The organism is Nocardioides alcanivorans, from assembly GCF_021555175.1.
In the GTDB taxonomy this organism is placed as follows: domain Bacteria; phylum Actinomycetota; class Actinomycetes; order Propionibacteriales; family Nocardioidaceae; genus Nocardioides; species Nocardioides alcanivorans.
The window spans coordinates 56,154-73,264 of the sequence record NZ_JAKGRW010000026.1 but is presented as its reverse complement, the minus strand read 5'-3'; the positions used below and the strand labels follow the sequence as shown (position 1 = coordinate 73,264).

Here is a 17,111-nt window from a genome sequence, read left to right as displayed (position 1 = left end):
TCGGGTGTTCGGTTATTGTGCGGCCATGCCTGAACCCCTCGGCCCCTCTGAACCCTCCGGTCAAGCCACGACGGTCCGGGCAGTAGTCGGCAAGGCGTGGCGCTCGTTCCGGCCTGCGCCCGCCCCCGCCCCACTGCCGGCGGATCCGAACGCGGCCAAGCAGGTGCAACGTCTGCGGCGGCAGTTGGACCGTGCCCGGACGTCGCAGCTGCGTGCGAAGCAGCGCTTGGTGCGGCTGGCGGGCGCGGTTGTCGGCGATGTGGACCGGGTCGAGGAGGTGGGCTTCGGTGAGGGCGGTCTGACGTTCTCTGATGTGCGGGACGAGGCGAAGCGTGCTCGAGCGCTCGCCGTGCTGGCGGACCTGAGCGCTCAGGGCGTTGCTCGTGATGTTGCGCAGGTGGCAACGATCCGGGCACTGCTGGAGGTCAAGGAGACCCACGTCGCGCGAGCGCTGACGATGGGGCTCAACGCTGACGACGACGACATGCGTCGCATCGGTCTCGCGCTGGTGCTCGGCAAGCTCAAGGAAGAGGCGCGAGCGTGGGAGCTCTTCGCGCTGGTTCCCCGAAGCCGACTGGCCGAACTCGTGCCCGTGGAGGCCTCCGAAGCCGGGTTGGCCAGTGGCACCCCGGAAGGATCGGAAGCGGCCGGAGAGATCGCCCAGCACCCGGGGCATTCGGCCGACACCCTGGTGCGCTTGGCAGGTCAGCTCCTGGCTCGGGGGCAGGTGGAGATCGCCCGGAAGCTGGGTGAGCAGGTCGACGAGCGCCTGGATGAACTGACCGCCGAGGACCGTCGCAAGTTCGATGCCCTCGCCTACTGGCTCAAGCCGGAGCCGATTCAGGAGCCTCCGGCAGGAGCGATCCGGTTGGGTGTCCTCGACTACCACCAGCCTGACCTGGAGCGGGCGTCGAAGAATCTCGGCGACTATGTCCAGACCTTGGCGATGCTCGGCAACGTCGCGCGCTTTCGAGGGTGCGGTTCAGCGGCCTGGACGGCATGGGCGCGCTCGCGACGGAGGTGCAGCAACGGATCCGACCGGAACTCCAGATCGACTCGTCGGAGCAGCCGGTCCACCTGGTGCGGGTCAGCCGTGACTTCAGCGAGGGCGACCCCATTCCCGAGGCCACGTGGATGGTGGCCTTCGGTTGGCACATGCATCCCATCTACCGCATCAAGTACGGACTGCCCTACCACCCCAACATCCGGCCGCTCTACGTCTCCTTCCACGTCAACCGGCCGGCGGCCCTCGATGAGGCAACGATTGCTCACTTGAAGGCGAACGGTCCGATCGGTTGCCGGGACTGGACCACTGTCGACCTGTTGCTGAGCGCTGGCGTGGACGCCTTCTTCACCGGGTGCCTGACGACCACCGTCAATGCCGCGTTCCCCGACCTGGATGCTGTCGAGCGGCTTCCGGAGCGGAGCACGGTTGTCATTGATCTTCCCGATGGTGCCGAGAAGTCGATCAATGGACCCACGACGCTGCTCAGCCACGCCGAGGAGTCCTATCGTGATCTTGACCTGACTGCGGGCACCCGAGCCGCGCTCGAGCTCCTCGATCGCTACCAGCGTGAGTTCGACGGTGTCTACACCAGCCGTCTCCACTCCTATCTTCCCGCAACGTCCTTGGGACTGACCGCGAGGTTCGAGCCGAAGAAATTCGGGGACGTCCGGTTCGACGGCCTCCTCGGCATGCACCCGGGAGCACCGGAGTTCGTCGCCATGCAAGAGGGCATCCGTGAACTGCTCAGGTCATCCTTCGAGCTGATCCTCAGCGGAGCAGACGAGGAGACGGTCCGGTCCGACTGGCGTGCGCGTACCGCTGAGCGCGTGCGCGAGGCAAAGGCGCGCCTGGCGCAGCCGCTCGGGCTTCCGGCGCCCAGTTTCGACGTGGCGGCAGCGGTCGCCGCCGTGGCTGCCGACACCCACCGCTATGGTCCGCACGCGTCGGTGGACAGCACGACGATCACCGACGTGACCTTGAGCTTGGATGCCAACTTCAAGCGGCTGCTGCCGGTCACCGTCGAGTCCATCGTGTCCAACGCCAGCGGACCGGTCCGGTTGTGGATAACCGCGAGAGGTCTCGACGAGAGCTACCGTCAGTGGTTCCACGAGTGCTTCCCGGACGTGCCCGTCACCTTCCTCGGGTGTGACGCCGTCGACTACGGCGACGTGCTCCGGATGATTCCGCACATCACCATCGCCACCATGGATCGGTTGCTCCTTCCGGAACTGATGCCGGAGATCGACCGGGTGACCTACATCGACATCGACACCGTCACCGAGGGCGATGTGTGTGAGCTTGCCGCGACTGACCTGCGCGGAGCACCCGTCGCGGGTCGCCCGGCCCGGCAGGCCGTCTCCGGGCTGTGGCGATCTGCTGGTGACCAGTTGGGGCCTGCGGAGGCATCAGAGCTGCGCCGCACCATGTCGGCGCGCCATGGCTTCGATTTCTGGGCCATCAACTGTGGGGTGTTGGTCCTCGACCTTGCCCAGATGCGCAAGGACAACTTCGTCGAGGAGTGGGTGCCGCTGGTCGGCCTCTACGGCCTCAACGACCAGGACCTGATGAACGCCTACGTCGGCGACCGGCGCCGGGAACTCGAGCCGCGGTGGAATGCGCTGCCGGTGCTGGAGGAGTTGGACGGCACCGCGAAGGGAATCGTCCACTTTGCCGGGGCCGGCAAGCCGTGGCAGGACCGGCTGGTCCCGTATGGGGAGAAGTGGACGGCCATGGCAGAGTCGGTCGAGCGTCGCGCTGGGAAACCTCCGGCCTGATCAGTCGCCTGCCTCTGAAAGCGATATGGATGCCTGACTTCCTAGACCTGTCCCGCCGATTCGCCAAGCGTTTGGTGCAAAGTGGTCCCGGCCGCCGCCTGCGACGGCCACGGCTCAGCATCATCGTGCCGTTCTACAACGTAGAGGCCTACCTGGCGGACTGCCTCGACTCCATTCTCGCTCAGAGCTTCTGGGACTTCGAGGTGCTGCTGGTCGACGACGGTTCTCCGGACGGTTCCCGAGCCATCGCCGAGCAGTACGTCGCTCGCGACCCCCGGGTACTCCTCCTGACCCGCCCCAACGGCGGCCTGGGCGCTGCCCGCAACACCGGCGTACGCGCTTCGCGAGGCAGCCACCTGACCTTCGTCGACTCGGACGACCTGCTTCCCGCGGGTGCACTTCGCAGTCTGATGACGCAGGCGACCGAGTCTGGATCCGACATCGTGGTGGGGTCCGTGGAGCGCTTCGACAGCCGCCGGCGGTGGCGCCCGACGTGGGTGCCCAACGTGCACACCCACGCGCGTGCTGGTATCACGATCGACGAGTTCCTTCCGCTGCTGCGCAACCTCTACACGTGGAACAAGGTCTTTCGCCGCGACTTCTGGGAGGCGCAGGATCTCTGGTTCCGTGAGGGCGTTGCCTACGAGGACCAGCCGATCATCACGCAGCTCTTCGCCCGGGCGAAGAGCATCGACGTCCTTCCCGACGTCGTCTATGAGTACCGTGCTCGCGACGACAAGAGCTCGATCAGCCAGCAGACCGCGAGCCTCAAGGACCTTCGCGCCCGTATCGAGGCGTGGCGGCTGAGCGAGGAGGCCTTCCGCACCGAGCTCTCCGAGCGTGGTTACCAAGGGTGGTTGGCGACACTCTTCGACGCGCACCTCCAGTGGTACCTGGCGAGTCCGGGTACCTCCGACGACACCTACTGGGCAGAGATCGTCGCGGCGGTCCGTCACTACTCCGACCAGGCCGAGCAGTGGGTCTGGGACGCAACCGAGCCCGCCCAGCGAGTGCTCGTCGAGCTCGCACGGCAGGATCGTCGCGCGGATGCGCAGGAGCTGGTACGACGTCAACACGTCAAGCCCCAGCTGTGGCCCTCCGAGGTGCGTGATGACGGGATCCTCCTGCAGTTGCCGCTGCACGATGATCCGCAGCTGCCGGATGACCTGTTCCTGCTGCGTCCCGACCAGATGACGATCCGGCATGCGCTGGAGAACCTGCGTTGGGCCGAGACCGATGGCCGTGTGTGGGGTGAGCTCAGCGGTTCGGCAGCCATCCTCAAGCTCGATCTCGCACGTTTCGACGCCCAGATCTCGGTCGTGCTGCGCAATGAGCGCACCGGTGCGGAGCTGGTCCACGAGTCGATCGAGCAGCCGAGGGCGAGTTCCCCGATCGCGACTGACGACCTCTGGTGTGACTACTCGCCTGGCACCTTCAGGGTGAGGTTTCCGGTGGACGAGCTGTCGGACCAGTCCCTCGACGGTGACCGGTGGAGCGTGTCGCTGCGGATCGCGGCCGGGAAGTTCCTTGTCACGGAGCCGGTCACCAAGGTGCTCCGCAGCGGCGCGGCCGGCTATGTGCCCGGAGCGATCATCGGCAATGGACGTCGCATCCTGAGTGATTGGCGCTTCGCCCAGCCGCTGTCGTTCCGGATCGACGATCACGGGGTGCAGGTCACCGACGTGAGCATCGAGGGACGCCTCATCCGTGCCACCCTGCCTGCCGGGCACGGCATCAGGGCAGTCGAGGTCTCGCACCGTGATCTGTCCGCGACGGCACGCGTCGATGGCGGCCGGTTCTCGATCGAGCTGCCGCAGGGCCCGCCGCTGGGCCCCGGCGACGACCGCGAGTGGCGGGTGCAGGTGAAGGGTGACCCGCGCCGCAAGCTGGTCCTGGCGCCGGGGAGGTGCCGCCGCCGCGGGCAGGCGACGCGATCGTGGTCCGGGGCAACCGAAACCGCGGGTTGATCGCGCTCGAGACCGCCGCCGAGGTGCTCGCCCAGTCTGCGACGACCACCCCGAGGGCGAACTCGTGATCTCCGGCCTGGTCCTGGGCGAGGTGGGCAGCTTCCGGCTCCGTGCCGTGCGCTTCGACATGGAGTGCGTGGGGGACGTCGCTGTCATCGAAGGTGGACAGTTCGAGGCTCGCCTCGACCTCCGCCACGAGTTCTACCGCTTCGGTCGGCAGCCGCTCCCGGCCGGTCAGTACGACCTGGTCGTCGACCTCGACGACGGCGCGCGCACCAGTTTCCCACTTGAGATCGGTCCCCAGCTCCGGATGGAGCTGCCGGTACTCGTCGACACGCATGACCATGAGGGCCATCTCGTGCGGGGGCCGAGCGGCGCGGTCCAACTGTGGCTCGCCCGACCGTTGGGCGACGTACGTGGGAAGTTTGCGCAGAACCAGCTCCGGACGCAGGGATCCACGAGGAACGCCCTCACGCGTGGCATCCTCTTCCGCTCCTACTTCGGCGAGCGCGCCACCGACAACGGGCTCGGCATCCAGGCCGAGTTGCAGCGTCGTGGCTCGGACCTGCCCGTCTACTGGGCGGTGCACGACTACGGGGTGCCGGTCCCGGAAGGCGGTGTGCCGGTGCTGGTCAACAGCCGCGAGTGGTACGACCTGCTTGGTTCTGTGAAGTACTACGTCGACAACATGTATCAGCCCGAGTACTTCACGAAGCGGGACGGCCAAGTGGTGGTGCAGACCTTCCACGGCTATCCGTTCAAGGTGATGGGCCGGACGCATTGGCGCGCCCAGCACTTCTCCCAGGCCAAGGTCGATGCCTACGACGCCCGTGCGGCTGAGTGGGACCACCTCGTCTCTCCGGCCCGCTACGCGACCCCGTTGCTGAGGCGCGAGTTCAACTACTCGGGCGACGTGCTCGAGATCGGTTACCCGCGCAACGACGTGCTCTTCTCGCCGGACCGCGATGAGCTTCGGAAGGTGGTGCGCGAGTCGCTGGGCATCCGGCCCGACCAGATCGCGGTGCTGTATGCCCCGACGTTCCGCGACTATCTCTCCGAGAACGACCAGTCGGCTCCGATGGTGGATTTCTTCGACTTCGAGCAGGCGCAGAAACAGCTGGGCGACGACTTCGTCATCCTGATTCGAGGCCATGCGTTCAACGCCCGCACGAAGTCTCGGCACGGTTCTCGGGGGCGGGCCATCGACGTCACCGACTATCCCGAGGTGAGCGACCTCTACCTGGCCGCTGACGCCGGGATCGTCGACTACTCATCGCTCCGGTTCGACTTCGGCGTGACGGGCAAGCCGATGATCTTCCATGTGCCAGACCTCCAGCGGTACAAGGACTCCCGTGGCTGGCTCTTCGACTTCGAGCCGACCGCGCCGGGGCCGTTGGTGCAGACCACTGCAGAGGTCGTGGCTCACCTGCAGGACCTGGACGGCGTACGCACTGCCCACTCGGCTGCTTACGAGGTGTTCCGCAGTGACTACTTGGACCTTGAGGACGGAAGAGCCGGTGAACGCTTCGTCGATGCCGTCATCGCGTCCCGCGGGGATCTGTGACGCGACGAAGCAGATGAGGAGCCCGGCCGATAGGCTGAAGTCTGAGTTCGGTGACTGACGGAGGACGGACATGACGGAGTCGCAAGACTCATTGCTGTTGGGTGACGAAGCCCATCTCCTGCACATCGGCCCGCACAAGACAGGGACATCCGCAGTCCAAGCAGCACTGTTCGAAGGACGCGACACCCTCCGGACGCACGGTGTCTATGTTCCGCGGTCACGTGCCCGGAGGCGCAAGGCGGGCTGGGCGATGGGTCTTGCCGGTCGTCCGGCAGGTACCGACGTCCCGCCCATGCGTCACTGGACGGACCTCGTCGACGAGGTCCGAGGCGTCGATGGCCAACGGGTGTGCATCAGCAACGAGGACTTCGGGCGGGCCACCGCTGACCAGGCTCGAACCCTGGTGGATGCACTCGGTGGCAGTGATGCCCACGTCGTCGCCTCGGTGCGCAATCTCGATCGTTTGCTTCCGTCGTTGTGGCAGGAGCGGGTCAAGGCTGGCATTCCTGACTCCTACGAGGACTGGCTCCGGGTGGTCCTCGGGGACGATCCGACTCCCTTCGAGCGTCGCGATGCCTTGGGGCACCACGATGTCGAGGCCATGGTGGAGCGTTGGGTGGACGTGGTCGGACCTGAGCGCTTCACACTCGTCGTGCTCGACGACAACGACCCCGGCGACATCCTGCGCACCTTCGAGAAGCTCCTGGGCCTCCCCGCACAGACGCTGCGTGACCAGCCCGCCGGCTCAAACCGGGGGATCTCCTACGCCGAGTCCGAGATGGTGCGTGCGCTGAACGCCGTCACCGAGTCGACAGGCGTGCCGAGGCCGCTCCGAGCCCGCTTCATCTCCGGCGGCCTGATCCGCGGACTCAAGCTCAATGAACGCCCCAAGCCCGGACCGCGAGGTGCGGTTCATCCGGAGTGGGCGTGGGAGTGGATCCGTGCCGAGAACGATCGCAGGGCGACGTTCGTCGAGTCCTGTGGCGTCCGGGTGGTCGGCGATCCGGAGAAGATCCGGGCGATCCGGGAACGTGAGGAGATCGGCGACGACTACGTCCCGCACATCCCCGTCGAGACGATGGGTGAGGCTGCGGCAGAGATGCTGCGGGTCGCGATCAAGCGGGAGCAGGATGCCTTGGAGCAGGTCGCGAAACTGGAGAAGGAGCTCGCCGGTACCCGGACAACCGCACGTGGGGGCGTTCGGGGCCTCGCGCACAAAGCGTTGCGTCGTGGCTGACCCCGTCGGACGCGTCTCCACCGCCGTCTAGACTCCACGCCATGCGCGTCTCCGACTCCCAACGGGTCCTCTTCGTCCACGTCCCCAAGACCGGCGGGTCCACGATCGACCTCATGTTCGACAAGGAGGTCGACGACACGCGTCGGGTCGAGGGGCGGGCTCGTCATGCTCCCCTCGGCCGGTTGCTGGCGTCCGAGCCCGAGCTGGCCGACTACTGGATCTTCGGGTTCGTGCGCAATCCGTGGGCCCGGATGGTCTCGTGGTGGAGCATGGTCAACAAGGTGTTCACGGCCTACGAAGCAGGGGATCCCAAGGCCGTGAAGAAGATCGAGACCTACCCGGACGCGTGGTTGCCGGAGGGGAGTTCGCGCACGACTTCGATGCATTCGTGCTCGAGGGCACGGCCAAGATCGCCAAGGTGGGTCGCCCTCAGGTGCAGACACTCATGGCGAAGGACCGGAAGGCCGACTTCGTGGGCCGCACGGAGAACTTCCACGAGGATGCCAACCAGGTGCGTCAGCGGCTCGGTCTCGAGCCCCTGCAGGTGGTGCCTCGCCGCAACAAGAGCACGCATGGCCCCTATCAGGACTACTACAACGAACTCACCCGGCAGAAGGTCGCCGAGGTCTATGCCGAAGACATTGATGCCTTCGGCTACGAGTTCTGATGACGGAAGTGACACGGGCATGAGCAGGGAACTCGACGTTGCACCGTTGGCGGACGGGGCGACGCTTCTCCACGTGGGGCCACCCAAGACGGGGTCGACCACGCTTCAGGCAGCGTTCAACGCCGGGCAGGAGACACTGGGCGCAGCCGGTGTCCGGACCCTCGCAGAGGGTCCGCGGGCCCGCAAGGCGGTGGGTGACCTCAGGAGAGGTGGGCAGGGCTGGGTCGACGAGCTTCGTGGACGGCGAGAGGACGGCGCATCCGGGCGTGGGTGGATCAGCAACGAGGACTTCGCGTCACTGTCCGACGACGAGGCAGCGAGGTTGCTCGCGGGGCTGGGCTCCGAGCAGACGCAAGTCGTCTATGTCGTGCGCCCCCTGGAGAGGCTGCTTCCCTCCCAGTGGCAGCAACGCGTTCGTCGCTCACTCAACGCCCCGACGTACGACGAATGGCTGCGCCTCGTGCTGGGTGACGAGGACGGCAACGAACACCATGAGCACTTCTGGCTCCGCCACCGGCTCGAGGACCAGGTCCGCAAGTGGACGGAGGAGCCGGGCCGTGACGCGGCACTCCTCAACTTCGTTGTTGCCCGCGAGGGTGACCACTCCCACCTGCTCCACGTTTTCGAAAGGCTGATGGCTCTCCCCGACGGGATGCTCGTGGCCGCGCCGTCACGGAACAGTTCGCTCACGCTCAGCTCTGCCGAGTTCGTGCGGAACCTCGATCACGAGGCCATCGCGCTGGGCCTCCCGCGAGTCCGCTACCGCGACAAGTTGAAGGTGCAGGTGGCTCGCGCCCTGCGCGACATGCCCAAGGATCCTGCCGAAACCCAGATCCTCCTTCCCAGGTGGGCCGCTGACCGGGTCCGGCAGCTCGACGTCGAACGCGTGGAGTTCTTGAAGAACTGCGGGGCGACGGTGACCGGTGATCCGCAATGGCTGGTGGAAGCGGCACCGCGAGTCCGTGAGCAGGAGCCGGACGGACCGGAGCGGCTGAGTGTGGAGCGCGCCGCCGTGCTCATGGCCTGGGCGTTGGGACGCGAGCAGAAGGCTCGGGATGAGTTGAAGGAAGCAACGCGTCGGAAGCGCCCTGCCCCGGACCTCGATCGCTCTCCGCTCGAAGGCATCAGCAGCAAGCAATTGGTGCGTGAACTGGGCGCCCGCGTGCTGCGACGTCGTTGAGGAGGGGCGGGCTCGGCGGTCGTGTGGTGATGCCGGGCCTCCCGACCTCACCCCATAGACTTTGGCCCATGCGCGTCTCCGACTCCCGTCGTGTCCTCTTCGTCCACGTGCCCAAGACGGGTGGCTCGACCATCGACCGCGTGCTGGACACCGAGGTGCCGGACTCCCGCAAGGTGGCGGGACGGCCGCGGCATGCCACCTTGAAGGGCATCTTGGCTGCGGAACCGGAGTTGGCCGACTACTGGGTGTTCGGGTTCGTGCGCAATCCGTGGGCGCGCATGGTGTCGTGGTGGAGCATGGTCAACACCGTTTTCGAGGCCTACGAACGCGGTGAGCCGCGGGTCGTTCGCAAGGTGAACGCGAACCCCAAGGCCTGGCTCCCCGAAGGTGAGTTCGCGAAGGACTTCGACGCGTTCGTCCTTGAGGGCACCGCAAAGATTCGCAAGGTCGGACGCCCCCAGATGGAGATGCTCAGCGCCCCCGACCGGATGGCCGACTTCGTCGGTCGGATCGAGAACTTCCACGCAGACGTCAACACGGTGCGGGAGCGGCTCGGGCTCGAACCCTTGGTCGAGATCCCGCGGGCAAACAAGAGCAGCCATGGTCCCTATCAGGACTACTACAACGCGACCACCCGGCAAAAGGTCGCGGAGGTCTACGCCGCAGACATCGAGGCCTTCGGCTACGAGTTCTGAGTCAGGACTGTTCGAGCAGGCTCGCCAGCGGGTCGTCACGACGTACGTCGATGATCTGTCCCGTCTGACTCCCGAGGAGCACGTCGAGGGACGTGCGCGCCACCGCGTCCGAACTCAGCAGCGAGTCGGCCGGCTCCGCTCCGAACGCCTTCGTGCGCATCGGGGTGCCCGTGCGCTCGGGGTTGATGCAGTTGACCCGCACGCCGTGGCCTGCCCATTCATCGGCGAGTGCCTGGGTGAGGTTCACCACCGCTGCCTTGGCGGAGGAGTAGAGGCTGTAGCCGGCTCGGCCCCGCGTGTAGGAACTGGAGGTGTAGAGCAACAGTCCACCCCTCGACTCGCGCAGCGCCTCGTGGAAGATCTGGGCGATGAAGACAGGTGCCAGGTAGTTGATCTCCGTGGCGGCCCAGATGGTCTCCTCGGACGTCTCCAGGAGCTCGCCACGGGGCAGGACGCCTGCCGTGTTGACCACGAAGTCGATGGAGCCGGTCTTCGCCAACACCTCGTCACGAGCCTTCACCACGTCTGCACGTCTTTCGACATGGGTGCCGGTGGTCGACCGGCTGAAGCGGAACACGGTGGCTCCGCAGCGTTCTGCCAGGTCGGCGATGTCGCCTCCGATGCCGTAGCTGCCACCGAAGACGACCATCGTCCTGCCGGACAGCGCTGCGGCGTACTCCTCGTCGCTGTGGCCCTCGGGTTGGTCCTGCACCGTCAGCTGGAAGAGCTTGTCGGCGAGGTAGACGTCGATCGGCTCGGTCACCTTCATGTTGCGCTCGTCGCCGTGGACCACGGTGATGGGCACCTCAGGGAGGTACTTCAGCACGACGGAGCAGTCGTCGGTGGCGACGAAGTCCGGGTCGGCCATGGCCCGCTCGTAGGCCTTTGCGATCGTGCCCACCCGGAACGCCTGCGGCGTCTGGCCACGGCGCAGTGAGGCGCGTGGCGGGATGGCCCGGATCACGTCGTGCTCGTCGACCTCGACGATCGTGTCGGCCGAGGGGATGGCCACGTCGACGGCCTCGTGCTCGGCGAGCGCCTCGAAGCACTCTCCGATGATCCTGTGGCTGAGCAGCGGTCGTACGGCGTCGTGCAGCAGTACCAGGGCGTCGGGGTCGCCGATGGCCTCCAGCGCCTTGAGCGAGGTTTCGCTCCGGGTGGCGCCACCCTCGAGGATCCCCGTGACCTTGGAGTAACCGCCCTTGCGGACGATCTCGCGCACCGGGTCCAGGTGGCCCGGGGACATGAGGATGAGCACCTCGTCCACCTGGGGGTGGCTGTGCAGCACCGACAGGGTGTGTTCGAGGATCGTCTTGCCGGCAACCTTGATCAGTTGCTTCGGGATGTCCAGTCCCACCCGGGAGCCCACGCCTCCTGCGAGCAGAACGGCGACGTTGCGAGTGGTTCGTGGTCCGCGAGGCGACATGGATGACAGTCTCTCATCCGGTCCTGCGCGCTTGGCAAAACGCACCTATGGCCCCGGGACCCCGTCATCGGACGTTATTCTCCGGCCATGGTGTCGGGGAATGAACTGGATCGCGTCGAGCTGTTGCCGGCGCAGACGAACTTGATCCACGTGGGCCCGGAGAAGACCGGTTCCACCTCCATCCAATCAGCGTTCGCGACGCTTCGACCGAAGTTGGCCGACCACGGCGTGTGTTATCCGGGCAACCCGGACCTGCCGCGCGCCTACCTCGAGCCGCTGGGTTTCCACGGGATGAGAGGCGCGCCGCCGCGTGACACGACTGAATGGCAGGACCTGCTCAAGGAGTTGGCCGACGCCGCCGACGAACGCGTGCTGATCAGCCATGAACAGTTGGGACGGGCGACTGACGACCAGATGGCCCGAGTCGTGGAGAGCCTCGGAGGCGTGCGGCCCCACGTGTTGATGGTCGCCCGACGCTACGACACCTACATCCCCTCGCAGTGGCAGCAGGGAGTGAAGGCGCGGATCACCCGCAGCTACGAGAGCTATCTCGAGCTGGTGATGCAGGACCACTGCGATGACCCCCTGTGGCGGAAGGTCTGGCTGCCCCACGACACGGTGGACCAGGTCGAGCGCTGGAGTCGAGTGGTGGGCATGGACGCCGTGACCGTTGTCGTCGCCAACGACCAGGATCATGGCTTCCTCTCCGGTGTCTTCGAGCGTCTCCTCGGACTCCCCAGTGGAATGGTCGGCGACAACGTCTCCAGGTCGAACCGTTCGTTGACCTATCCCGAGGTCGAACTGCTCCGGCACTTCGTCATCTCGATGAACGAGCACGACGCCACGTTGGAGGAGTTTCATCGGTTGATGCGCAAGGGCGTCCTGCGAGCCATGCAGTCCCAACCGGCCGTGGCAGACGAGCCCCGGGTGCCGCCGCTGCCGAAATGGGCCATGGAGCTGGCGCGGGTACGGAGCGAGCGTCGCCTCGAGGACTTGCGGCGATTGGAGGCGGAAGGGTTGCGGGTGATCGGTGACCCGCAACGCCTGGCCATCCCTGCCGACGCTCCCACCTCTGAGGACATCTCGCCTCCGACCGTCGTCTCCCTCGAGACGGCAATACGCGCCAACCGCGCGTTGGCGAAGATCGAGTTGCGCAACCACCGAAAGGTTGAGAGGCGGGCCATCAAGGCCGTGGGGCGTGCGGCTTCGGAGAAGCTCATCGAGGCGCCGGCCAAGCGGCGTTGGTTCGGCAGACGCTGAACGGAGCGGCGGCGGAACCGGGTCGCCCGGTCAAGAGGAGCATCGACTCTCGGTAGGGTGCGGCAGGTGAGACTCCGTCCCCGCCTGGGCCGCCTGCGTCGTTCGTCCGGGCCGTCCGCGCATACGCCCACCGTCAGCGGAATCGTGGAGCAGTTCACGCCCAAACGCGTGATCGGGTGGGTCTCGGTTCCGGCCGACACGCCACAGCTCCCTGTGGAGCTCTACGTCGGCCCCCACCTGGTCTCGGCAACTCACCCGACCGCCGACGTGCCCCTGTCCGGGTTCGAGCTGGCCCGGGAGGACGGCAGCAGCGCTCGTCCGCGTCGCCGGGGCCGCGGCCCCACGGCCGGCCGGCGCGACGACCGACGAAACTCCGGGCAGCAGGTCCGGGTCTTCAGCTTCCAGATACAGGGATTGTGGAACTATCTCGGGCGCAACTCGCGGTTGACGGTGAGGTTCGATGGACAGCGGCTGCCCATCGCCGGTCACGGGATGTGGCTGAATCCTCGTCACGCCGGCGAACGCACCGTCGAGGATCTCGTCGCCCTGCTGGAGTCGGGACACAAGCTCTCCAAGTCGGGGATCCTCGTGCCGCCGCTCGAGCGGAACGAGGAATGGAGTGTGGACGTCGCAGGCCTCTTCCAGCAGACCCGAGCGATCCTCGAGAAGCGTGGGCTGGAGCCCTTCCTCATCTACGGGAGCCTGCTTGGTCACGTCCGCGACGGCGGCCCGATCAGCCACGACAACGACTTCGACTGCGCCTACGTCTCCGGGTTCAACACGGGGGAGGAGGTTGCAGACGAGCTCGTCGAGATCGCTCTGGAACTGCGGCGGGCCGGGCTGGTGGTCGACCTCCGCCACCGTCTCCTGCACATCCACGACCCCGAGTCGGGACGGCGCATCGACCTCTTCCATTCGTGGTTCGACGAGGAAGGGCGCTACCGGATCACGTGGGGGTGGCCGGCAAGGCCCCCTTCATCCTTGACGACTGGCAGGGCACCGAGGAAGTGACCTTCGCGGGAGGGACGTTCCTGGCTCCGCGAGACGCCGAGCCGTTGCTCGCGCATCTCTACGGAGACGACTGGAGGCTGCCCAAGCCGGGCTTCAGCTGGAGCCTGAGCCGGGTCGACGCCGCTGAGGACGGCACGCTCAGCACCGAGCAGCGCACCAAGGTCTACTGGGCGAACTTCTATGCCGGCAACGAGTACCGCGCCGGCTCTACCTTCTTCGAGTTCATCAACGCCCGCCCGGAAATGCCCGCCACGGTGATCGACATCGGTTGTGGCGATGGCCGCGACGCCTGCGCCTTCGGCAGCGCAGGCCGCCAGGTGCTCGGGCTCGATCAGTCCCCTGTCGGGATCGAGCACGCTCGGGCGAAGGCGGCTGAGCGGGGTCTGGACTCGGTCCGCTTCGAGGTGTGCGACGTCGCCGACGTCGATGCCCTGGGTGCGGTGCTCGATCGCGGGGTCGCCGACCGTTCTGGCCCGGTCGTCTTCTACCTGCGGTTCTTCCTGCACGCGATCCCGGAGGAGGTCCAGGAGCGGTTGCTTGCGGCAGTCCGGGCGCATGCGCGTTCCGGTGACCTCTTCGCGGCGGAGTTCCGCACCGACAAGGACAGCGACGCGGAGAAGGTGCACGGCAACCACTACCGCCGGTTCCAGAACGCCGCGGACTTCCGGGCAGCGCTGACCGAACGCTTCGGCTTCGACGAGGTGCTCGCCGAGGTCGAGTCGACCGGCCTCTCGCCGTACCGGGGAGAGGATCCGGTGCTCTATCGCGTGTTGGCGCGTCGATCCGTGTGACCCAGCCCACCGGGTGACCCGGTTCCCTGCCGGAATCGACAGGCGTAGCGTTGGTGTCCGAGCCAACAACAGCAACGTCCGATACCCGTTCCGGCCCACGAGATGTGGGTGGTCGGCGGGATTGGAACGAGAGATTGGACCGTCATGACCGCAGCACTGCGGGTCGGTGTGGTGGGCGCGGGACGCGTCGGAGCCGTGCTGGCCGCTGCACTCCGCGACGCCGGGCACCCCGTTGTCGCCGTCGCCGGTGAGTCCGAGGCCTCCCGGGCCCGGATCGCCGATCTCCTGCCAGGCATCCCCGTCGAGAAGCCCACGGCCGTCGCGCGCGCCTGTGACCTCCTGTTGCTCACCGTGCCCGACGACATGCTGGACAACGTCGTGAGCACGCTCGTCGGCGCCGGAGCCATCCGTGCGGGCCAGTACGTCGTGCACACCTCCGGACGGCACGGCCTGACCGTGCTCGAGCCGGCCCGCCTCGTCGGCGCCAACCCGATCGCCATGCACCCCGCGATGACCTTCACCGGCACCGCGCTCGACCTGGGTCGTCTCGCCGGCTGTGTCTTCGGCGTGACCGCGGGCCCCGCGGAGCGGGAGATCGCGGAGACGCTCATCGCCCAGTTCGGCGGCCGCCCGATGTGGGTCTCCGAGGAGCACCGCACGCTCTATCACGCCGGTCTGGCACACGGCGCCAACCACCTCGTCACCCTCGTCACCGAGGCCATGGAGATGCTGACCGCCGCCGGTGGCGACAGCCCGGCCGACACCCTGCGCCCCCTGCTCGAAGCTGCCCTCGACAACGCGCTCAACCAAGGTGATCGGGCGTTGACCGGGCCGATCGTGCGAGGTGACGTCGAGACGGTCCGGGCCCACCTCCGCGACCTCACGCTCAACGCCCCGCACACGCTGCCGTCGTACGTCGCCATGGCCCGTTCCACGCTCAACCGTGCGCTGTCCGACGGACGGATCATGCCGCTGCGCGCTGCGAAGATGTCGCAGGTGCTCGAGGCGTCGCTGAGCGGGGTCGAACCCCACAACCGGGTGGTCGGCTGATGGTGCGTCCCCAGCTGGCCAGCACTCGCGCCGAACTCGCCGAGTTGTTGGCCCCCACCGAGCCCGGGGTCACCGGGTCGGCTTGGTGCCGACGATGGGTGCGCTGCATGAAGGGCACGCCTCGTTGATGAGGGTTGCGCGGGGAGCGTGGCCGCGACGGGGGTCTCGACAGGCTCGACCAACGGGGTGGGCTCGACGGGGGTCTCGACAGGCTCGACCAACGGAGTCGGCTCGACCAACGGGGTCGGCTCGACCAACGGGGTCGGCTCGACCAACGGGGTCGGCTCGACCAACGGGGTCGGCTCGACCAACGGGGGTCTCGACTGGCGAGGGTGGGCCGGTCGTGGTGTCGATCTTCGTCAACCCCATGCAGTTCGGCGCGGGGAGGACCTCGACCGCTATCCGCGCACCCTCGCCGCAGACCTCGAGGTCTGCGCGGCGCAGGGTGTCGACATCGTCTTCGCGCCCTCCGTCGAGGAGGTCTATCCCGGCGGCGACCCGCAGGTCACTGTCGACCCAGGTCCGCTCGGGTCGGAGCTGGAGGGTCACACCCGTCCCGGGCACTTCCACGGGGTGTTGACCGTCGTCTCCAAGTTGTTCGGACTGGTCCGTCCCGACGTCGCCGTCTTCGGCCAGAAGGACTACCAGCAACTCGTGCTCATCCGCCGAATGGCCGCAGACCTCTGCCTGGGCGTCGAGGTCGTCGGTGCGGAGACCGTGCGCGAGCACGACGGGCTCGCACTGAGCTCACGCAATCGCTACCTCAACGACGAGCAGCGGTTGCTGGCGGTGACCCTGTCCCGCGCCCTGGAGGCCGGGGTGACGGCGTCGGCCGACGGCGCCGACGCCGTACGCAAGGCCGCCCTGGTCGCACTCGAGGCAGAGGCCGGCGTGGAGGTCGACTACCTTGCCGTCACCGACCCCAACCTGGGCGAAGCGCCCGAGTGTGGTGAGGGTCGCGTGCTCGTCGCCGCCAAGGTCGGGAACACCCGGCTGATCGACAACGTTCCTGTGTTCCTGGGCACCGTCCCAGAACAGCCCACCACCAAGGGAGACAGCTGATGCTGCGCACGATGATGAAGAGCAAGATCCACCGGGCCACCGTCACCCAGGCAGATCTGCACTACGTCGGGTCCGTCACCGTCGACGAGGACCTCCTCGACGCCGCCGACCTGCTGGCCGGCGAGCTGGTGCACATCGTCGACATCACCAACGGTGCCCGCCTGGAGACCTACACGATCGCTGGCGAGCGAGGGTCCGGCGTCATCGGCATCAACGGTGCCGCGGCCCGACTGGTGCACCCCGGCGACCTGGTCATCCTGATCGGCTACGGCCAGATGGACACCGCCGAGGCGCGCGAGTACAAGCCGTCCGTGGTGTTCGTCGACAACGACAACAAGGTCCTCGCGACGGGCTTCGACCCCGCCGAAGCTGTTGCCGGCAGCGGCCTCCTGCGCGGCGACGTCACTGCCGGTCGCTGAC

At 67.1% G+C, this 17,111-nt stretch carries 16 protein-coding genes and 1 pseudogene; 16 read left to right on the top strand and 1 reads right to left on the bottom strand.

Features of this window, described 5'->3' with window-relative positions; translation table 11 throughout:
* The first annotated feature begins 25 nt into the window (after positions 1–25).
* From L1066_RS14260 to L1066_RS14225, 9 genes and pseudogenes are all read left to right on the top strand, one after another.
* Complete coding sequence (locus L1066_RS14260) at positions 26–1,276, top strand: hypothetical protein (protein WP_235736952.1); 1,251 nt, start codon at positions 26–28, stop codon at positions 1,274–1,276.
* Positions 1,165–2,781 carry a glycosyltransferase family 8 protein gene (locus L1066_RS14255; protein ID WP_235737058.1) on the top strand — a complete coding sequence of 539 codons (1,617 nt, stop codon included), beginning with the start codon at positions 1,165–1,167 and terminating at the stop codon, positions 2,779–2,781. Before L1066_RS14260 ends, L1066_RS14255 begins: the two co-directional genes overlap by 112 nt.
* A gap of 29 nt (positions 2,782–2,810) precedes the next feature.
* The gene (locus tag L1066_RS14250; RefSeq protein ID WP_235736951.1) at positions 2,811–4,748 is read left to right on the top strand and encodes a glycosyltransferase family 2 protein; all 1,938 of its coding nucleotides are present in this window, start codon (positions 2,811–2,813) and stop codon (positions 4,746–4,748) included.
* Between the two features lie 64 nt (positions 4,749–4,812).
* Positions 4,813–6,312, top strand: coding sequence for a CDP-glycerol glycerophosphotransferase family protein (locus tag L1066_RS14245; RefSeq protein ID WP_235736950.1), 1,500 nt, complete (start codon positions 4,813–4,815; stop codon positions 6,310–6,312).
* Positions 6,313–6,382: 70 nt separating this feature from the next.
* Positions 6,383–7,549 carry a hypothetical protein gene (locus L1066_RS14240; protein WP_235736949.1) on the top strand — a complete coding sequence of 389 codons (1,167 nt, stop codon included), beginning with the start codon at positions 6,383–6,385 and terminating at the stop codon, positions 7,547–7,549.
* Positions 7,550–7,590: 41 nt separating this feature from the next.
* Positions 7,591–7,836: pseudogene (locus L1066_RS28710) on the top strand (sulfotransferase family 2 domain-containing protein); the annotation flags it as partial.
* A 59-nt stretch (positions 7,837–7,895) separates the two neighbouring features.
* Positions 7,896–8,216 carry a sulfotransferase family 2 domain-containing protein gene (locus tag L1066_RS14235; protein ID WP_235736948.1) on the top strand — a complete coding sequence of 107 codons (321 nt, stop codon included), beginning with the start codon at positions 7,896–7,898 and terminating at the stop codon, positions 8,214–8,216.
* A gap of 19 nt (positions 8,217–8,235) precedes the next feature.
* Complete coding sequence (locus tag L1066_RS14230; protein ID WP_235736947.1) at positions 8,236–9,396, top strand: hypothetical protein; 1,161 nt, start codon at positions 8,236–8,238, stop codon at positions 9,394–9,396.
* Positions 9,397–9,464: 68 nt separating this feature from the next.
* A complete protein-coding gene (locus L1066_RS14225; protein WP_235736946.1) occupies positions 9,465–10,091 on the top strand; it encodes a sulfotransferase family 2 domain-containing protein in 627 nt (208 codons plus the stop codon).
* Position 10,092: 1 nt separating this feature from the next.
* On the opposite strand, the gene L1066_RS14220 is transcribed toward L1066_RS14225, so the two are convergent.
* The gene (locus tag L1066_RS14220; RefSeq protein ID WP_249224838.1) at positions 10,093–11,517 is read right to left on the bottom strand and encodes a bifunctional cytidylyltransferase/SDR family oxidoreductase; all 1,425 of its coding nucleotides are present in this window, start codon (positions 11,515–11,517) and stop codon (positions 10,093–10,095) included.
* Between the two features lie 87 nt (positions 11,518–11,604).
* On the opposite strand from L1066_RS14220, the gene L1066_RS14215 reads away from it, so the two are divergent.
* From L1066_RS14215 to panD, 7 genes are all read left to right on the top strand, one after another.
* Positions 11,605–12,777, top strand: coding sequence for a hypothetical protein (locus L1066_RS14215; RefSeq protein WP_235736944.1), 1,173 nt, complete (start codon positions 11,605–11,607; stop codon positions 12,775–12,777).
* 66 nt (positions 12,778–12,843) lie between these two features.
* Positions 12,844–13,788 (top strand): LicD family protein, encoded by a 945-nt coding sequence (locus L1066_RS14210; RefSeq protein ID WP_235736943.1) that lies wholly within the window; start codon positions 12,844–12,846, stop codon positions 13,786–13,788.
* On the top strand, positions 13,734–14,579 hold the full coding sequence (locus L1066_RS27795) for a class I SAM-dependent methyltransferase (RefSeq protein WP_235736942.1): 846 nt from the start codon (positions 13,734–13,736) through the stop codon (positions 14,577–14,579). The genes L1066_RS14210 and L1066_RS27795 overlap by 55 nt, the downstream gene beginning before the upstream one ends.
* A 144-nt stretch (positions 14,580–14,723) precedes the next feature.
* Positions 14,724–15,629, top strand: a complete 906-nt coding sequence (locus L1066_RS14200) for a Rossmann-like and DUF2520 domain-containing protein (RefSeq protein WP_235736941.1) — start codon at positions 14,724–14,726, stop codon at positions 15,627–15,629.
* Positions 15,629–15,757, top strand: a complete 129-nt coding sequence (locus L1066_RS29290) for a hypothetical protein (protein ID WP_283095433.1) — start codon at positions 15,629–15,631, stop codon at positions 15,755–15,757. Before L1066_RS14200 ends, L1066_RS29290 begins: the two co-directional genes overlap by 1 nt.
* A gap of 19 nt (positions 15,758–15,776) precedes the next feature.
* Positions 15,777–16,691, top strand: a complete 915-nt coding sequence (locus tag L1066_RS14195) for a 4-phosphopantoate--beta-alanine ligase (protein WP_235736940.1) — start codon at positions 15,777–15,779, stop codon at positions 16,689–16,691.
* Entirely contained in the window at positions 16,691–17,110 is a 420-nt protein-coding gene (gene panD, locus L1066_RS14190) for an aspartate 1-decarboxylase (RefSeq protein WP_235736939.1), read from the top strand. The genes L1066_RS14195 and panD overlap by 1 nt, the downstream gene beginning before the upstream one ends.
* Position 17,111 lies beyond the last annotated feature (1 nt).